The sequence below is a fragment of the Streptomyces sp. NBC_01012 genome (assembly GCF_045162755.1).
Lineage (GTDB): Bacteria > Actinomycetota > Actinomycetes > Streptomycetales > Streptomycetaceae > Streptomyces.
On the sequence record NZ_CP108688.1, the window covers coordinates 2,228,743 to 2,245,313 of the forward strand.

Here is a 16,571-nt window from a genome sequence, read left to right on the forward strand (position 1 = left end):
CCTGTGGGCCCTGTGGTCCCCTGGGCCAGATGCGCCAGTTTCGTCCTCGTCTGTCACGGGCGATATGGCTGATTTCCCCTCCGCGCACGGACTTGTGGCACCCGGCACCGCAGGGAAGGCTTCGGGGGTGCCCGCTCGTCGGCCTACGGACCGGCGTGCGGCCCACGGCGCGTGCGCCTGATGCACCCAGGAGTTAACACACCACCGGGTTGGCCGCCCGAAATCGGTGGGAAGGCTCCCGGTGACACCCCGGTGACACTCCCGCGTCGCACATCCCAGGTGCCCCGGCCGGAGTACGAATCCCCCACGCACCTGCCATTCGAGTGCCATTCGAGTGAACGCGCACAGGAGCGGCCATGCCCACAGCCCGCCAGCCCATGACCGAGCAGCTACAAAGGACGCACCCCCACCATCGCGGCGCGCGCGGTCAGCCCTTCACGCCCATGTCGCTCGCCGTGCATGCCGAGCTCCGACCCCCAGGTGATTCCATGATCGGTCGCATTCCCGTCCTGGACGTCCGTCCGCTCGTCGACTGCGGCAGACGGCCCGCCAAAGCCGTCGCGGGCGAGACCTTCGAGGTCAGCGCCACCGTGTTCCGCGAGGGCCATGACGCCGTGGCCGCCAACGTCGTCCTGTGCGACCCGAACGGACGACCCGGCCCCTGGACGCCGATGCGTGAGCTCGCCCCGGGCACCGACCGGTGGGGCGCCGATGTCACACCGGGATCGGAAGGCCACTGGACCTACACCGTCGAGGCGTGGAGCGACCCGGTCACCACCTGGCGCTCGCACGCGCGGATCAAGATCCCGGCGGGCATCGACACCGCGCTGGTGCTCGACGAGGGGGCCGAGCTGTACGCCCGCGCCGCCGAGGGCGTGCCCAAGAAGGACGGGCGCGAGGCCGTGCTGGCCGCCGTCGACGCGCTGCGCGACACGAGCCGCCCCGCGGCCGCCCGGCTGGCGGCGGCGCTGACGGCGGAGGTGGACGAGGCGCTCGGCCGCCACCCCCTGCGCGAGCTGGTCACCGCGTCCCGGCCGCTGCCGCTGAACGTCGAGCGCCGGCGCGCCCTGTACGGCTCCTGGTACGAGCTGTTCCCGCGCTCCGAGGGGGCGCGCCCGGAGCCGGTGGAGCCTCCGAAGCCGGCCAGGAAACCGCGGGCCACGAAGACGGCGAAGACCGCGGCGGCCCGGAAGAAGGCGCCCGCCACGGTCACGGCGGAGCTCCCGCCGCCCGCCCCCCGGATGATCAGCGGCACCTTCCGTACCGCCGCCGAGCGGCTTCCCGCCGTCGCGGCGATGGGGTTCGACGTCGTCTATCTCCCCCCGGTCCACCCCATCGGCACCACCCATCGCAAGGGTGCCAACAACAGCCTCACTCCCGGCGCCGACGACCCGGGTGTGCCCTGGGCGATCGGTTCGGCCGACGGCGGGCACGACGCCGTCCACCCTGATCTCGGCACCCTGGAGGACTTCGACCACTTCGTGGCGACGGCCAGGACACTGCGGATGGAGATCGCGCTGGACTTCGCGCTCCAGTGCTCCCCCGACCACCCCTGGGTGAGTGAGCATCCGGAGTGGTTCCATCACCGCGCGGACGGGACCGTGGCCTACGCCGAGAACCCGCCCAAGAAGTACCAGGACATCTACCCGATCGCGTTCGACAAGGACCTGCCGGGGATCGTCGCGGAGACCGTGCGGATCCTGCGGTTCTGGATGGAGCACGGCGTACGGATCTTCCGCGTCGACAATCCGCACACCAAGCCGGTGGTCTTCTGGGAGAAGGTGATCGCCGACATCAACCGCACCGACCCGGATGTGATCTTCCTGGCGGAGGCCTTCACCCGCCCCGCGATGATGCGCACGCTGGCCGCGGTCGGCTTCCAGCAGTCCTACACCTACTTCACCTGGCGTAACACGAAGCAGGAACTCACCGAGTACGTCACGGAGCTTTCGGGCGAGAGCGCCTCGTACATGCGGCCCAACTTCTTCGTGAACACGCCCGACATTCTTCCCGGGTACCTCCAGGAGGGCGGCCGTCCCGCCTTCGGAGCCCGGGCCGTGCTGGCCGCGACGCTGTCCCCCTCCTGGGGCGTGTACGCGGGGTTCGAGCTGTACGAGAACACCCCGGTGCATCCCGGGAGCGAGGAGTACCAGGACTCCGAGAAGTACCAACTCAGGCCCAGGGACTGGGAGTCGGCGGAACGTGAGGGCCGCTCGCTCGCTCCCCTGATCACCTCTCTCAACCGGATCCGCCGTCGCCATCCGGCACTTCAGCAACTGCGCGACGTGCACTTCCACCCGGTCGACAACGAGGCACTGATCGCGTACAGCAAGCGCTCGGGCCCGGACACCGTCCTGGTGGTCGTCAACCTCGACCCTCACCACACCCAGGAGGCCACGGTCTCGTTGGACATGCCGCGTCTCGGCCTCGACTGGCACGAGAGCGTGCCGGTGCGCGACGAGCTCACCGGCGACACCTATCACTGGGGCAGGGCCTTCTATGTGCGTCTGGAACCGGGTGTGACACCCGCGCACATCGCCGTCCTGCGACCGTCCCCGCCGACCGGAGGGTCACCCACACCATGATCGTCAATGAGCCTGTCCACGACCTGTTCGAGGACACTCCCGCCAAGGACCGCGATCCCGACTGGTTCAAGCGCGCCGTCTTCTACGAGGTACTCGTCCGGTCCTTCCAGGACTCGAACGGGGACGGCGTCGGTGACCTCAAGGGCCTCACCGCCAAGCTGGACTATCTGCAGTGGCTGGGCGTCGACTGCCTGTGGCTGCCACCGTTCTTCAAGTCGCCGCTGCGCGACGGTGGTTACGACGTCTCCGACTACACGGCCGTGCTGCCCGAGTTCGGCGACCTCGCCGACTTCGTGGAGTTCGTCGACGCGGCGCACCAGCGCGGAATGCGCGTGATCATCGACTTCGTCATGAACCACACGAGCGATCAGCACGACTGGTTCCAGCAGTCCCGCACCGACCCGGACGGGCCGTACGGCGACTACTACATCTGGGCCGACGACGACAAGCAGTTCCCGGACGCCCGGATCATCTTCGTCGACACGGAGACGTCCAACTGGACCTTCGACCCGGTCCGCAAGCAGTACTACTGGCACCGCTTCTTCTCGCACCAGCCGGATCTCAACTACGAGAACCCGGCGGTGCAGGAGGAGATCATCTCGGCCCTGCGCTTCTGGCTGGACCTCGGCATCGACGGCTTCCGCGTCGACGCCGTGCCCTACCTCTACCAGCGCGAGGGAACCAACTGCGAGAACCTCCCCGAGACCCACGGCTTCCTCAAGCGGGTCCGCAAGGAGATCGACGCCAACTACCCGGACACGGTGCTGCTGGCCGAGGCCAACCAGTGGCCCGAGGACGTCGTCGACTACTTCGGCGACTACCCGGCCGGCGGCGACGAGTGCCACATGGCGTTCCACTTCCCGGTGATGCCCCGCATCTTCATGGCCGTACGGCGTGAGAGCCGTTACCCGGTCTCGGAAGTCCTGGCGAAGACCCCGGCGATCCCTTCCGGCTGCCAGTGGGGCATCTTCCTGCGCAACCACGACGAGCTCACGCTCGAAATGGTCACGGACGAAGAGCGCGACTACATGTACGCGGAGTACGCCAAGGATCCGCGGATGCGGGCCAACATCGGCATCCGCCGTCGCCTGGCTCCGCTCCTGGACAACGACCGCAACCAGATCGAGCTGTTCACGGCACTGCTCATGTCCCTGCCCGGGTCCCCGATCCTCTACTACGGGGACGAGATCGGGATGGGCGACAACATCTGGCTCGGCGACCGCGACGCCGTACGCACCCCCATGCAGTGGACGCCCGACCGCAACGCCGGTTTCTCCTCCAGCGATCCGGGGCGGCTCTACCTCCCCACGATCATGGACCCGGTCTACGGCTACCAGGTCACCAACGTCGAGGCGGCGATGGCCTCGCCGTCGTCGCTGCTGCACTGGACGCGGCGGATGATCGAGATCCGTAAGCAGAATCCGGCGTTCGGCCTCGGTTCGTACACCGAGCTGCCGTCGTCGAACCCGGCGGTGCTGGCGTTCGCCCGGGAGTACAAGGACGACCTCGTGCTGTGCGTCCACAACTTCTCGCGGTTCCCGCAGCCGACGGAGCTGGATCTGCGGGCCTACGAGGGGCGTCATCCGGTGGAGCTGATCGGCGGGGTGCGCTTCCCGGCCGTCGGTCAGCTGCCCTACCTGCTGACGCTCGCGGGGCACGGCTTCTACTGGTTCCGACTGCGGAAGGACGCTCCGGTCAGCTGACTCCGGTGACGACCGGCTGACGGCGCCTCACCACGGGGGCGCCACCCGCGGGGCGGTTTCCGCCGCCCCGCACAGGGCACTCTCTCCCCAAATCGAGCAGTTCCTGTCTCTTCCCGACCCTTCCATGCACTTTATGGCTCATTGACCGAGCCTTGATCGAGTATTGATCGCGCATTAATCGAGTCCATTTGGACTTTTCCTCACCCGACACGTCCCGCACAGCCGGACAGCCATTGCCGCAATCCGGGACACTCTTCGCATCCTGTGGTGTGCCCGGGGAAAGGACGCGATGCCATGTCGGAGGCTGCATCCACTCGAGTCGCCCTGGCGAAGAGCACAACATCGAGAAAGACGACACAACGACATCCGCCGAGCATCACGGGCACCACCGCCCTGCTGCCGTCGCTCGCCCCGCTGCTCCACGAGTGGGTGCCCCGACAGCGCTGGTTCGCCGGCAAGGGGCAGCCCGTCACCGGCTTCTCGCTGGTCTCGGCCACCGAAATACTGCCGATCGACAGCACGGGTACGGCCCCGGGGCTGCTGCATCTGCTCGTACGGGTGCACCAGGCGGGCGGCCACCCCACGCAGTCCCACGGGGACTGCTACCAACTGCTGCTCGGCGTGCGCACCACGCTGCCCCCGCGCCTGGCCGGCGCACGCATCGGCCCGGTCACGGAGGGGCCGCTGGCCGGCCGCACGCTGTACGAGGGGCTGCACGACCCACGCGTCGCCGACCTGCTGCTGGAACGATTCCGTACGCCCGGCCCCCTCGGCCCCCTCCGCTTCGACCGGGCCGAGCCGATCCCGTCGGGCCTCACCCCGCGCGTCCTGGAGACCGAGCAGTCCAACTCCTCACTGGTCTACGGTGACGCGCTCATCCTGAAGATCTTCCGCAGGGTCTTCCCCGGCACCAACCCCGATCTCGAACTGCCGCTCGCCCTCGGCCGCGAGGGCTGCGGCCGGGTGCCCGCGCCGGTGGCCTGGTTCGAGACGACGACGACCCCGCAGCCGCTCACGCTCGGCGTGCTGCAGCCGTTCCTGCGCGGCGCCCAGGACGGCTGGCAGCTGGCCCTCGCGGCACTGGCCGCCGGGCAGGACTTCGTGACCGAGGCGCACGCGCTCGGCCGCGCCACCGCCGAGGTGCACACGGCGCTCGCCGCCGCACTGCCGACACCACCGCTGGCCCACGACCGGACCAGGGACCTGGTGGCCGGGATGGTGGAGCGTCTCGAAGCCGCCGCCCAGGCCGTCCCGGCCCTCGTCCCGTACGTACCGGGGCTGCGCGCCGCCTTCGACGCGGTCGCGGCACTCGGGGACACGGGGTGCGGCTGGGCGGCGCAGCGGGTCCACGGGGATCTGCACCTCGGCCAGACCCTGCGGGGGGACGACGGCTTCTGGTCACTGATCGACTTCGAGGGCGAACCCGCCCGGCCGCTGCCCGAGCGGCGCGCACCGCAGCCGACGGTGCGTGATGTCGCCGGAATGCTGCGGTCCTTCGACTACGCCGCCCGCTCCCACCACCCCTGGAACCCCGAGTGGGCGGCCCGCTGCCGCGCCGCGTACTGCGAGGGCTACGCCCGCGCGGCGGGCACCGATCCACGCGCCGAACCGGAACTGCTGCGCGCCCACGAGACCGACAAGGCGGTGTACGAGGTGCTCTACGAGGCCCGTAACCGCCCCGACTGGCTGCCGGTCCCGATGGCCGCCATCCAGCGCCTGGCCGCCGGCACACCCGCGTGACCTCCCCTCCCGCCACCACTCCCCCTCCCTTCCAGCCTTTCTAGGAGGCAGTCTCCGTGACCGCCCGCAAGCCGTCCCGCAAGCCGTCCGATCCCATCGAGGTCCCGTCCACGGCCAAGCCGGTGACCACCGAGGTCACCACCGCCGCCGCGGCGCCCGTCCCCGCCGAAACGCCCTCGGAGGCGCCCGCCGACACGCCCCCGGCGCCGGCCAAGCGCGCCCGGGCCAGGAAGACGGCCGCCGCTGCCCCGGCCTCCGGGACCCCGCCCCGCCCCAGGCGCGGCGGAGGCAGCAAGAACGTCCTGCCCGCCACCGTCCTGGACGACGCGGACCGGGGCCGGCTGCTGGCCGGTGAGCACCACGACCCGCACGGCGTCCTGGGCGCGCACCCGGCGGCGGGCGGCGTCCTCTTCCGGACCCTGCGCCCCTTCGCGCGCTCGGTGACCGTGGTGCCGGACGGGGGCGAGCGGGCCGAGTTGCAGAGCGACGGCGACGGTTTCTTCTCCGGGGTCCTGGCACTGCCCGCCGTGCCGGCCGCGTACCGCCTCCAGGTCACCTACGACGACGCCACGATCGAGGTGGAGGACCCGTACCGCTTCCTGCCCGCCACCGGCGAACTCGATCTGCATCTGATCGGCGAGGGACGGCACGAGGAGCTCTGGAAGGCACTCGGCGCGCAGCCGATGGAGCACCAGGGGGTGCCGGGCACCCGCTTCACCGTCTGGGCGCCGAACGCGCGCGGTGTCCGTGTCATGGGCGACTTCAACTACTGGGACGGCACGGCCTCCCCCATGCGCTCGCTCGGATCCACCGGCGTGTGGGAGGTCTTCCTCCCCGGCGTCGGCGAGGGTGCCGTCTACAAGTACGACATCTGCCGGCCCGACGGGTCGCACACCCAGCGGGCCGACCCGATGGCCCGGCGCACCGAGGTGCCACCGGCCACCGCCTCGGTGGTCACGGCCTCGCACCATGTGTGGCAGGACGCGGACTGGATGGCCCACCGCGGTGACCGCCCGGTCCACGAGTCCCCGTTCTCCGTCTACGAGATCCACCTCGCCTCCTGGCGCCCCGGCCTCGGCTACCGCCAGCTCGCGGCCCAACTCCCCGCGTACGTCAAGGAGCTCGGCTTCACCCACGTCGAGCTGATGCCGGTGTCCGAGCATCCCTTCGGCGGCTCCTGGGGCTACCAGGTCACCGGCTTCTACGCGCCGACGTCCCGCATGGGCACCCCGGACGACTTCCGTTTCCTGGTCGACGCGCTGCACGCGGCCGGCATCGGCGTCCTGATGGACTGGGTGCCCGCGCACTTCCCGCGCGACGACTGGGCACTCGCCGAGTTCGACGGCCGCCCGCTGTACGAGCACTCCGACCCGAACCGGGCCGCCCACCCGGACTGGGGCACCCTGGAGTTCGACTACGGCCGCAAGGAGGTCCGTAACTTCCTTGTCTCCAACGCCACTTACTGGTGCGAGGAGTTCCACATCGACGGGCTGCGCGTCGACGCGGTCGCCTCCATGCTCTACCTCGACTACTCCCGCGAGGACGGCCAGTGGTCGCCGAACGAGTTCGGGGGCCGGGAGAACCTGGACGCGGTCAGCTTCCTCCAGGAGATGAACGCGACGGTCTACCGCCGTAACCCCGGTGTCGTCACGATGGCCGAGGAGTCCACCGCCTGGGACGGCGTCACCCGCGCCACGGACCACGGCGGCCTGGGCTTCGGCCTGAAGTGGAACATGGGCTGGATGCACGACTCGCTGGTGTACGTCTCCAAGGAGCCGATCCACCGCAGGTACCACCACAACGAGATGACCTTCTCGATGGTGTACGCGTACAGCGAGAACTACGTGCTGCCCATCTCGCACGACGAGGTGGTGCACGGCAAGCAGGCACTGGTCAGCAAGATGCCCGGCGACTGGTGGCAGCGGCGCGCGAACCACCGTGCCTACCTGGGCTGGATGTGGGCCCACCCGGGCAAACAACTCCTGTTCATGGGCCAGGAGTTCGCTCAGGGCGCGGAGTGGTCGGAGGGACACGGCCCGGACTGGTGGCTGCTGGACGAGACGTACGAGGCCTCCGGCGACCACCGCGGCGTACGCAACCTGGTCACGGACCTCAACGCCGTGTACAACGCGCTGCCCGCGCTCTGGCAGCGGGACACCGACCCGGGCGGCTTCTCCTGGATCGACGGCGGGGCGGCCGAGGACAACGCGTTCTCGTTCGTGCGCTACGACGCGGACGGCTCACCGCTGATCGCGGTCTCGCACTTCTCCCCGGTGGTCCGCCAGGACTACCGCATCGGCGTGCCGGAAGGACCCGAGGCCTGGGTCGAGGTCCTCAACACGGACGCGGCGCGCTACGGCGGCAGCGACGTACGCAACGAGGAACCGCTGAAGCCGGAGTCGGTCGCGGCGCACGGCCGCGACACCAGCATCACCCTGACGCTCCCACCCCTGGCGACGGTGTGGCTGCGCCCGGCCTGACCGCACAGCGGCTGCGCCGGGGCCCGCACCACGAACCCGTGGCGCGGGCCCCGGGGCGCCGGGAGGCCCGGTCGAAGGGAGGTTACGGACACGTGCACCTCCCGCGACCTCGGCTTTCGGGGCGGTGCACGGTCCGTAACCTCACTCCGAGCCCCGCCTCGCAGCCGATCCGCGGCGCCACAGACCGGTCTCACCGTCGACGATGATCGAACATCACCCCCCATGTGTACGCGGTGCGGGCCCCGGCGGATCAGCCGCCGCAGGTCGTGAACTCCGGCCCGGTCTTCGCCAGGTAGACGCTGGCGTGACCCTGGTCGTCGCTGGTCAGTGGCACGGTGACGGTGTCGTGCGCCTGCCACGGGTAGCCGTTCGCGTCGAAGGTCCAGTCACCGGTCACCTTCGTCGCCAGCTCCGAGAGCGCCACCCAACCGTAGTGGCCGGACGGCACGGCGATCTCCAGGCTGTTGCCGAGGGTCTCGCTGAGGCTGTAGGTGACCTTGCCCGTGGTGGTGAGAGCGATCTTCGTCTGAACGGGGCTCGGATCGCCCACGGTGAGGCTCGACTCGAAGGAGACGCTGATCTCGCTGGACCAGCCGTGCTCGGTGGACAGTGAGAACGTCCACGGCACCGAGGCCGCGGTGCCGTTGTACCAGACGGGCGAGACGCACTGCACGGGCAGCGGCTCTGCCGGGGCCTGGGTGCCCTTCGTCCAGGAGCAGGTCGCCTCGTCCTTCTGGCAGCGCTTGGAGGCGTAGTCCACGGCGGCGTCGAACGCGTCCGCGGTGGCCGAGGCGGGGATGCTCCACTGCTGGGCCTTGCTGCCGTTGCAGTCGTAGGTCTGGGTCCACGCGTCGTCGTTCTGGGCCGCGAGGACGACGTCGACGCACTTGTTGTCACCGGCGTTGCGGATCATGAAGGTGTTCTCGGCACCGGCGACGGGCTGGAAGTACCAGCGCTGAGCTGCCGTTCCGGCGCAGGCCCGCTGCGCGAGCGGAAGGCCCGTGGCCAGACACTTGCCGGTGTCGTCGTTGACGAGCCGGAACGCACCGTCGGCCTGGACGTCGGCCGTCCACTGCTGGTGGTAGCCCGGCGCCGCGTTGGTGACGACGAAGACCCCGTCGCCCGTGTTGCCGTTCTGCACGTCGAGGTTGCGGCCGCTGTTGACCGAGGTGAACGTCAGGCCGGTCAGTCCTGACGCCGACACCCCGCCGGCCGGGGCCGCGCCCGCCTGCGCGGTCAGCCCGAGTATGACGGCCAGTGCGGCCACGAGGACGCCGAGCGCCCTGGGTAAGGCTCTGCCTGCACGCGATTCCATGATGTGTCCCCCTGCGATCGGTGTGCCGCTGATGAAGCGATGGCGGGCCTCACGCTAGTGAAGCCCGCCATCCGTCGCGGGGGACTGCGGTGCCTTTGACCGACTTACGACGGTGTCTGGCCGACGACGGCCCGGCCGTTGCCCTGCCGGCCGTCAGTACACCGTGTCCTGTTGGTCCGGTACGACGCTGCCGTCGCGGCGCAGTACGGGGCCGAAGCCGCCTTCGGGTTCGTTGTACCCCGTCGCAGCCCTCGTTGCGGGTCATGATGCGGCCCTCGCGGTCGAGCACGGAGCGGATGGCGACGGTGTGCGCGCGGTCGATGCCGATGCCACGCGACCAGACCTCGGTGACCGGCTCCGAGCCCGCCGAGACGATCCAGACGTCGAAGCCGGCCTTCCGGAGCGTACCGACGAGGTCGCGCTGCTGCTCGTAGTAACGGACGTAGGCCGGAAGCACGTGGGTGCCGACGGTGCGGGTCGCACCGACAGGCGCGGCGAGTGCCTCCTCACGGGCGGCCTCCGTGTACGCGCGCAGCTCGGGGACGGTGTGCCCTGCCCGATCCCGGGGTCGCACAACGGAACGGGAATGCTCCGCAGAACGCGGCATGACGACGCCGCGGCCGACCAAGTACGTTAAGGGCTGCGGACACGTCCGATGCCCGCAGCACGGCGACGGCAGACCCGGGGGGCCGAACTTCACATGGCAACGGAAACGATGACGGTCGACGAGCTGACCAGCCTCCGTCTCGGCACGCTCGGCACAGCCGTGTCGGAGTGGGAAACGATGCAGGGGCGTCTGAACACCCTTGCTACCGGCGGCAACGGCTCAGTCAGCGCGAGCACCCTGGAACAGCAGGCGAACGCGGCGGACTGGAAGGGCGAAAACGCCACCATCACCCGAGAGTTCGTGACGAAGACGGCGAAACAGTTCAGCGATGCCGCCGAAGAGGCGAAGAGTGTCCTGGGAATCCTGCGGGACGCGCACACCGACTTCACGAAGCATAAACAAGACCTGCGCACGGCCATCGACAGCCTCGCGAAGAGCAACATCGGCGTGAACGGCAACGGCACGGTCAGGGCGTCCGTGCCCTCCGGTGCGGCGGCGGGCGACGGCGACATCCACACCCCGACCGAGGACGAACTCGGTGTTGCTCAGCGCCGGATCACCCGCATCCTGTGGGAGGCGACGGAGACCGACCGGATCGCCGCGCGCGCCCTGCGCAAACTCGCGAAGGACGCTCACGACTTCACCGAGAAGGGCCCCGACAGCCTCAAGCAGGCCGACGCTCAGCAGGGCAAGGCGGACGCCGAGTACTGGCGCAAGGAGATCGCCAAGGGGCACGTCGAGGACTGGGACGACGACAAGCTCCGCAGGTTCGACGAGATGCTCAAGAACCAGCGCGACAACCCCGGCTTCACCGAGACCTTCGCCACCGGCCTGCGCGCCGACGGCACCCTCCAGCTCTGGCGCGACCTCGCCGACCCCGGCCATGGCGACGTGCCCGACGGCGAGCGGGCCAAGCTCCTGGGCGATGTGCAGCAGAACCTCAGCATGTCCCTGGCCAACGCGACGCACAGCCACACCCCCGAGATGGAGGCGTGGAAGAAGGACATGATCGCGGCGGGCAGCAAGCAGTACGGCCACGAGGGCCTCATGGTCAAGCCGTACGGCTTCCAGATCATGAGCAATCTGATGGTCAAGGGGTCCTTCGACAAGGGCTTCCTCAACGACTACGGCAACGCACTGCGCTCCTTCGAGAAGGAGAAGGAACCCTTCGACCCGAAGGACTACTGGGGCAACCCCGGCGTCGCCGCACAGCTCGACTACACCAGCAAGGGAGCGGACGGCGACTTCGGCGAACCGGGCAGCGACCCGATGTCCGGCTTCCTCACGGCCACGTCCCACAACCCTGAATTCGCCACGGAACTCTTCAACAACGATGACATGGCGGACTACCTCCTGAAGGACCGCGCCTTCTACGACGAGGACGACCCCTTCGGCAAGGGCGACGGGACGGTGCAGTCACGGGACGCGCTGGGCAAGGCCCTCCTGGCGGCGGGCACCGGCCTGAACCCGGACCAGCCGAACGTCGTCACCTCGTACGAGCACACCGACGCCCAACACGAGGTTCTGGAAGGCGCGTTGAGTCGACTCTCCGGCAAGGGAGACGATTTCCCGCCGGAGCTCCGCGACGACATGGCCGCCCTCCTGGGGAACTACGGCGACGAAGTGCACCAGACGGCGAGCTCGCTGAACAAGCACGGCACCCCGCTGGACTACGAGCAGCTGCTCGAAGTATCGACACAGGTCTCCCGCGACCAGGACGCCTACGGCATGTTGACGGAGGGCCTGAACCAGGCGATCATCGCCGACTTCCACGCCGAGCACCAAGGCGACCCCGAGGAGGAACTGCAGAGAGCGGGACAGTCCGTCGGCTTCATGGAATCGGCTCGCTATCACGCGATCGTGACCGACAAGGACGACCCGTCCTGGCCTGCCAAGTGGGGCTATCACGCAGTGGGCGGAGTCGCGAACTTCATCCCTGTCGTGGGCGACGCCGTCCAGCGCGGGGTGGACTCGGCAGCGTACGCGTGGCAGCTCGAGGAGCAGAACCGAATCGACGACGAGGCGAAAATCGACGTCAGTGAGACCTTCGACTCCAGGCAGACCTATCTGGCGGCCTTGGGAGAAGAGTGGTCGTCGGTCAATCCCGACCACAAGCTGTCCCAGGAAGGAAATGAGTACATGCGCGAGGGCGTCAGCGGGAATTCGGCGTTCAACGGAAACAGCACCGCCAACCGCATAGCGGGTGACCCGGAGTGATCACCGCACCTCGGCACGCCACACGCCGTGCCTCAACCGGTCTCGTCGTCGTAGCGGCCCTCCTGACGGGTTTCACAGGGCTCACGGCATGCACGGACTCCACCGGCTCCGCGACCCCCGAAGCCCTGTGCGACCGCACCGTCGACCCCGACCTGCTGAAGCCGCTGCTGCCGAGCGGGGAGAAGGTCAAGGCCGAGCAGGAGTCGGTCGGGGATCCGAAGAAGTCGAACTGTGTCGTATCCGTGGACGGATCCAGAGCCCTGACCATGGTGGAGTACAGGGACCAGAATTACTTCGATGTACTGAAGGATCTGGAGAAGAACTCCACCGACCGCGATCCGCAACCGTCCGGGACGGGGAACGCGGCAATAACCGACGATGCGTACGTTTCGCTGAGTCCGTGTCCCAAACGTGGCAGCAAGAGCAACTACATCCTCAGGGTCACTCTGTCCATTCCTCTCGACCAGGCCCGCAAGAAGCGCTCCCAGTTGGAGAAGTTCGCCACCGCCTACGAACCGGAAGGGCTACGCGCCATGGGGTGCACCAAGTAGGCACGCCGGGTCTCGGGATGATTCCCGGGACCCGGCCGGTGGAGCCGGTCAGTACACCGTGTCCTGTTGGTCCGGTACGACGCTGCCGTCGCGGCGCAGTACGGGGCCGAAGCCGCCTTCGGGTTCGTTGTAGGCGGCCGTCGCGCAGGGGTAGGGGGTGTCCTTGCGGGGCAGCGGCTCGATGAACATGGGGTTCACGACCCAGCGGCCGTCGGCGTTGTCGTAGGCGCGGCACATCACCTCGTTCTTGTTGCGGTTGAGCACGAGGTGCGCGCCGGTGGCGTCGCCGACGAACGTCACGTCGGTGTCGGCGTCACCGCCGCCGAGCGCGATCCGCCGGTGCGGGGCCTGCTTGCTCCAGGCGGCCGGGCCATGGATCCCGAAGATCTCCTGGTTGATCCAGCACCGCTTGCCGTCGATGTACGGGATGGCCTCGCCCTGGGTGACGCCCACCCCGCCGCAGCCCTCGTTGCGGGTCGTGATGCGGCCCTTGCGGTCGAGCACGGAGCGGATGGCGACGGTGTGCGCGCGGTCGATGCCGATGCCACGCGACCAGACCTCGGTGACCGGCTCGGAGCCCGCCGAGACGATCCAGACGTCGAAGCCGGCCTTCCGGAGCGTACCGACGAGGTCGCGCTGCTGCTCGTAGTAACGGACGTAGGCGGGGAGCACGTGGGTGCCGACGGTGCGGGTCGCACCGACAGGCGCGGCGAGTGCCTCCTTACGGGCGGCGGCCGTGTACGCGCGCAGCTCGGGGACAGTGTGCCCGGCGAACAGCTGGGGCACCCACGCGTACTGCGGGACGGTGCGCCGGTGGTTCCACTCCCCCGCGAAGGCGGCCTCACCGCTCATCGTGGTGCCGTCCTCCCGGATCTGGAGGATCTCGTCGGCGCAGCGGTCGTTGGTCGAGGTGGGCAGGGGCGCCCCCACCTCGCCGTCGGTACCGCAGGCCTTGGTCAGGGCCTTCTCACCGGTGTCGGTCAGCCACTTGCTGGTGTCCTTCCAGCGCGCGGGCCGCAGGATCTTGTCGTGCCGCAGGGACCAGCTGATGGTGGCGTCGGTGACGTCGTTCTTGGTGATGGTGTTGTCCCAGTCGAACGCCGCGACCGGGCGCGGTCCGCCCTTGCCGTGGCAGGTGCCGCGCTCGTCGATCACGCGCTGCAACCGGGCGCGGTTGTCGCCGTACCAGGTGAGTTCGTCGGAGAGTTGAGGACAGTGGGCCTTCGGCGTCACGGACTCCGGGGCGGCCGGGGCGGCGGCGGCCACGGGGCCGGCAGCGGCCGCGACCGCGAACGCCGCGGTCACGGCTGAGGTCCACGCGAGTACAGGTCGGGTTCGCATGCGAGTGGACCGTACATCAGTGTTTCCGCGATGTTGAGGAGGCACACAGCACTTCGTGGACACGGGCCGCGTGTGCTCCTCCGCCGCTCGCGCGTCGGCGTCAGGAACGCAGGGTGCGCAGGCCTGTGCGGATTTCGCCGACCAGGATCCCGGGCTGTTCCAAGGCCGCGAAGTGCCCGCCCTTGTCGGCCTCGCCGTAGTGGATCAGATTGCTGTAGGTGTCCTCGATCCAGCTGCGTGGCAGGCGCGGGATGTCCTTCGGGAAGACGGTCACCGCGACCGGAAGCGTCAGCTTCGGGCCTGCGAGGGTGCCCGATCTGTTCTCCCAGTAGATGCGGCCGGACGACGCCGCGCTGTTGGTGAACCAGTGGAGGGATATCGCGTCGAGCATGTCGTCCATGCTGAGGACGTCCTCGGCGAGCCCGTGGTTGTCGGTCTTGGACTGGAACTTCTCGTAGATCCAGGCCGCCTGGCCGGCGGGAGAGTCCGCCAGGGCGAAACCGACCGTCTCCGGCTTCGTGCGCTGAAGGTGGTTCGACCCACCGAGATCACCGTCGTAGAGGGCCAGGGTCTCCACGGCGTAGCGCTGTTCGGGCGACAGGGTGTCGGGTATCCGCGCGGGAAAGGCGTACTGGGTGTTCAGATGAATTCCGAGCAGCCCCTCAGGTTTCATGGCCCCGAGTGCGGTGGTGACGACGGCGCCCCAGTCGCCGCCTTGCGCGGCCCATCTCGTGTAGCCGAGACGCTTCATCAGCTCCGCCCACGCGCTTGCGATGCGCGATACGGTCCACCCGGTCTCCGTGGGCTTCTGGGAGAACCCGAACCCCGGGAGCGACGGGACGACGACGTCGAACGAATCGGCGGCGTCCCCTCCGAAGGAGACCGGATCGGTCAGCGGGCCGATCAGCTTCAGGAACTCAACGATCGAGCCCGGCCATCCATGCGTGAGTATCAGCGGCATCGCGTCGGGGTTCTTGGACCTGACATGGATGAAATGGATGTCAAGACCATCGATCTCGGTCAGGAACTGAGGGAAGCGATTGAGTTCGGACTCGAACCGCCGCCACTCGTAGCCGCGCTCCCAGTGGTCGACCAGCGACCTGGCGTTCTCCACGCGAACCCCTTGCGACCAGTCGCCCACCGTTTCCGGGTCCGGCCACCGGGTCCTGGCCAGTCGCTGCTTCAGGTCGTCGATCTCCGAATCCGGGATCGAGACGGTGAACGGGCGGACATGGGTCGAGGCCGGCGGCGTCGGTGCGGTCATCGCCATCTTCTCCTGGTCTTCGAAGCACAGCACAACTCTCCGTTGCGCAACTCCCCGTTGCACATGGGTGTGCAATCTACTTCACTGCACAGGGGTGTGCAACAATGGTGTCGTGCCCACCGAGTCCCCCCGCACGCGCTCGATGAACGAGACGCGCAATCGCATCCTCGACGTCGCCCTCGATGTGCTGGGGGAGAACCCCGACGCCGGGATGGGCGACATCGCCTCCACCGCCGGCGTCGTCCGCCGCACCGTCTACGGCCATTTCCCCTCGCGCCTCGACCTGGTTCGCACGCTCACGGAACGAGCGGTTACCGAGATGACGGCCGTGCTCACGGAAGTCAACGCCTCCGGTGCCGAAGCGGACGCGACGTGGGCCGAATTCATCACCCGCCTCTGGCCGGTGACGCACCGTTACCGAGTGCTGCTGGCGCTGCGCCGGGGCGAGTACGGCGAGGCGATCCACAGCCTGCTCGGCCCACTCGACGAGCTCCTCGGCGACCTGGTGAAACGCGGCCAGGACAGCGCCGTTTTCGCACAACACCTGCCGGCAGCCGCCCTGAGCCAGATCGCCTACGGCGTCGTGTTCGCCATCGCCGACAGCGACCTGTCGGACGGGCCGCCCCTTGGTGCCCGAGCGGCGACGATCTCCAGCCTGCTGATGCTGGGCGTCCCCGAGACGCGTGCGATCGCCCTCGTGGGCGACCAGCCCTGACGGCGTGACACTTCCGCGAACACCGCCCCCCGGACCGCCCGGACACGTTCTGA

Annotated in this window: 10 protein-coding genes and 1 pseudogene; 7 read left to right on the forward strand and 4 right to left on the reverse strand. The window is 68.9% G+C overall.

Annotation, left to right across the window (positions count from 1 at the left end; translation table 11 throughout):
* The first annotated feature begins 488 nt into the window (after positions 1-488).
* From OG623_RS09645 to glgB, 4 genes are all read left to right on the forward strand, one after another.
* The gene (locus OG623_RS09645; protein ID WP_406145838.1) at positions 489-2,585 is read left to right on the forward strand and encodes an alpha-1,4-glucan--maltose-1-phosphate maltosyltransferase; all 2,097 of its coding nucleotides are present in this window, start codon (positions 489-491) and stop codon (positions 2,583-2,585) included.
* Positions 2,582-4,288, forward strand: a complete 1,707-nt coding sequence (gene treS / locus OG623_RS09650) for a maltose alpha-D-glucosyltransferase (RefSeq protein ID WP_406145839.1) — start codon at positions 2,582-2,584, stop codon at positions 4,286-4,288. Before OG623_RS09645 ends, treS begins: the two co-directional genes overlap by 4 nt.
* A gap of 294 nt (positions 4,289-4,582) precedes the next feature.
* Positions 4,583-6,028 carry a maltokinase N-terminal cap-like domain-containing protein gene (locus tag OG623_RS09655; RefSeq protein ID WP_406145840.1) on the forward strand — a complete coding sequence of 482 codons (1,446 nt, stop codon included), beginning with the start codon at positions 4,583-4,585 and terminating at the stop codon, positions 6,026-6,028.
* A gap of 56 nt (positions 6,029-6,084) precedes the next feature.
* Positions 6,085-8,508, forward strand: coding sequence for a 1,4-alpha-glucan branching enzyme (gene glgB, locus OG623_RS09660; protein ID WP_406145841.1), 2,424 nt, complete (start codon positions 6,085-6,087; stop codon positions 8,506-8,508).
* A 250-nt stretch (positions 8,509-8,758) separates the two neighbouring features.
* Here glgB and OG623_RS09665 read toward each other — a convergent pair whose 3' ends face one another.
* Together OG623_RS09665 and OG623_RS09670 are read right to left on the reverse strand one after the other, a co-directional pair.
* On the reverse strand, positions 8,759-9,823 hold the full coding sequence (locus OG623_RS09665) for an RICIN domain-containing protein (protein WP_406145842.1): 1,065 nt from the start codon (positions 9,821-9,823) through the stop codon (positions 8,759-8,761).
* 235 nt (positions 9,824-10,058) lie between these two features.
* Positions 10,059-10,385 (reverse strand): annotated as a pseudogene (locus OG623_RS09670) (haloacid dehalogenase-like hydrolase); the annotation flags it as partial.
* 138 nt (positions 10,386-10,523) lie between these two features.
* Here OG623_RS09670 and OG623_RS09675 point away from each other — a divergent pair.
* Positions 10,524-12,647, forward strand: coding sequence for a hypothetical protein (locus OG623_RS09675; RefSeq protein ID WP_406145843.1), 2,124 nt, complete (start codon positions 10,524-10,526; stop codon positions 12,645-12,647).
* Positions 12,644-13,198, forward strand: coding sequence for a hypothetical protein (locus OG623_RS09680; protein WP_406145844.1), 555 nt, complete (start codon positions 12,644-12,646; stop codon positions 13,196-13,198). The genes OG623_RS09675 and OG623_RS09680 overlap by 4 nt, the downstream gene beginning before the upstream one ends.
* Positions 13,199-13,246: 48 nt before the next feature.
* Here OG623_RS09680 and OG623_RS09685 read toward each other — a convergent pair whose 3' ends face one another.
* Positions 13,247-14,539 (reverse strand): haloacid dehalogenase-like hydrolase, encoded by a 1,293-nt coding sequence (locus OG623_RS09685; RefSeq protein ID WP_406145845.1) that lies wholly within the window; start codon positions 14,537-14,539, stop codon positions 13,247-13,249.
* A gap of 100 nt (positions 14,540-14,639) precedes the next feature.
* Entirely contained in the window at positions 14,640-15,803 is a 1,164-nt protein-coding gene (locus tag OG623_RS09690; RefSeq protein ID WP_406145846.1) for an epoxide hydrolase family protein, read from the reverse strand.
* A 112-nt stretch (positions 15,804-15,915) separates the two neighbouring features.
* Between OG623_RS09690 and OG623_RS09695 the strand changes: the two genes are divergently transcribed.
* Entirely contained in the window at positions 15,916-16,518 is a 603-nt protein-coding gene (locus tag OG623_RS09695; protein WP_406145847.1) for a TetR/AcrR family transcriptional regulator, read from the forward strand.
* The last annotated feature ends 53 nt before the right edge of the window (positions 16,519-16,571 follow it).

Excerpts from the sequence above, each read along its gene's own strand:
- OG623_RS09645 (WP_406145838.1), top strand. The coding sequence starts at position 489 with ATGATCGGTCGCATTCCCGTCCTGGACGTCCGTCCGCTCGTCGACTGC.
- treS (WP_406145839.1), top strand. The coding sequence starts at position 2,582 with ATGATCGTCAATGAGCCTGTCCACGACCTGTTCGAGGACACTCCCGCC.
- OG623_RS09655 (WP_406145840.1), top strand. The coding sequence starts at position 4,583 with ATGTCGGAGGCTGCATCCACTCGAGTCGCCCTGGCGAAGAGCACAACA.
- OG623_RS09665 (WP_406145842.1), bottom strand. The coding sequence starts at position 9,823 with ATGGAATCGCGTGCAGGCAGAGCCTTACCCAGGGCGCTCGGCGTCCTC.
- OG623_RS09675 (WP_406145843.1), top strand. The coding sequence starts at position 10,524 with ATGGCAACGGAAACGATGACGGTCGACGAGCTGACCAGCCTCCGTCTC.
- OG623_RS09685 (WP_406145845.1), bottom strand. The coding sequence starts at position 14,539 with ATGCGAACCCGACCTGTACTCGCGTGGACCTCAGCCGTGACCGCGGCG.
- OG623_RS09690 (WP_406145846.1), bottom strand. The coding sequence starts at position 15,803 with ATGACCGCACCGACGCCGCCGGCCTCGACCCATGTCCGCCCGTTCACC.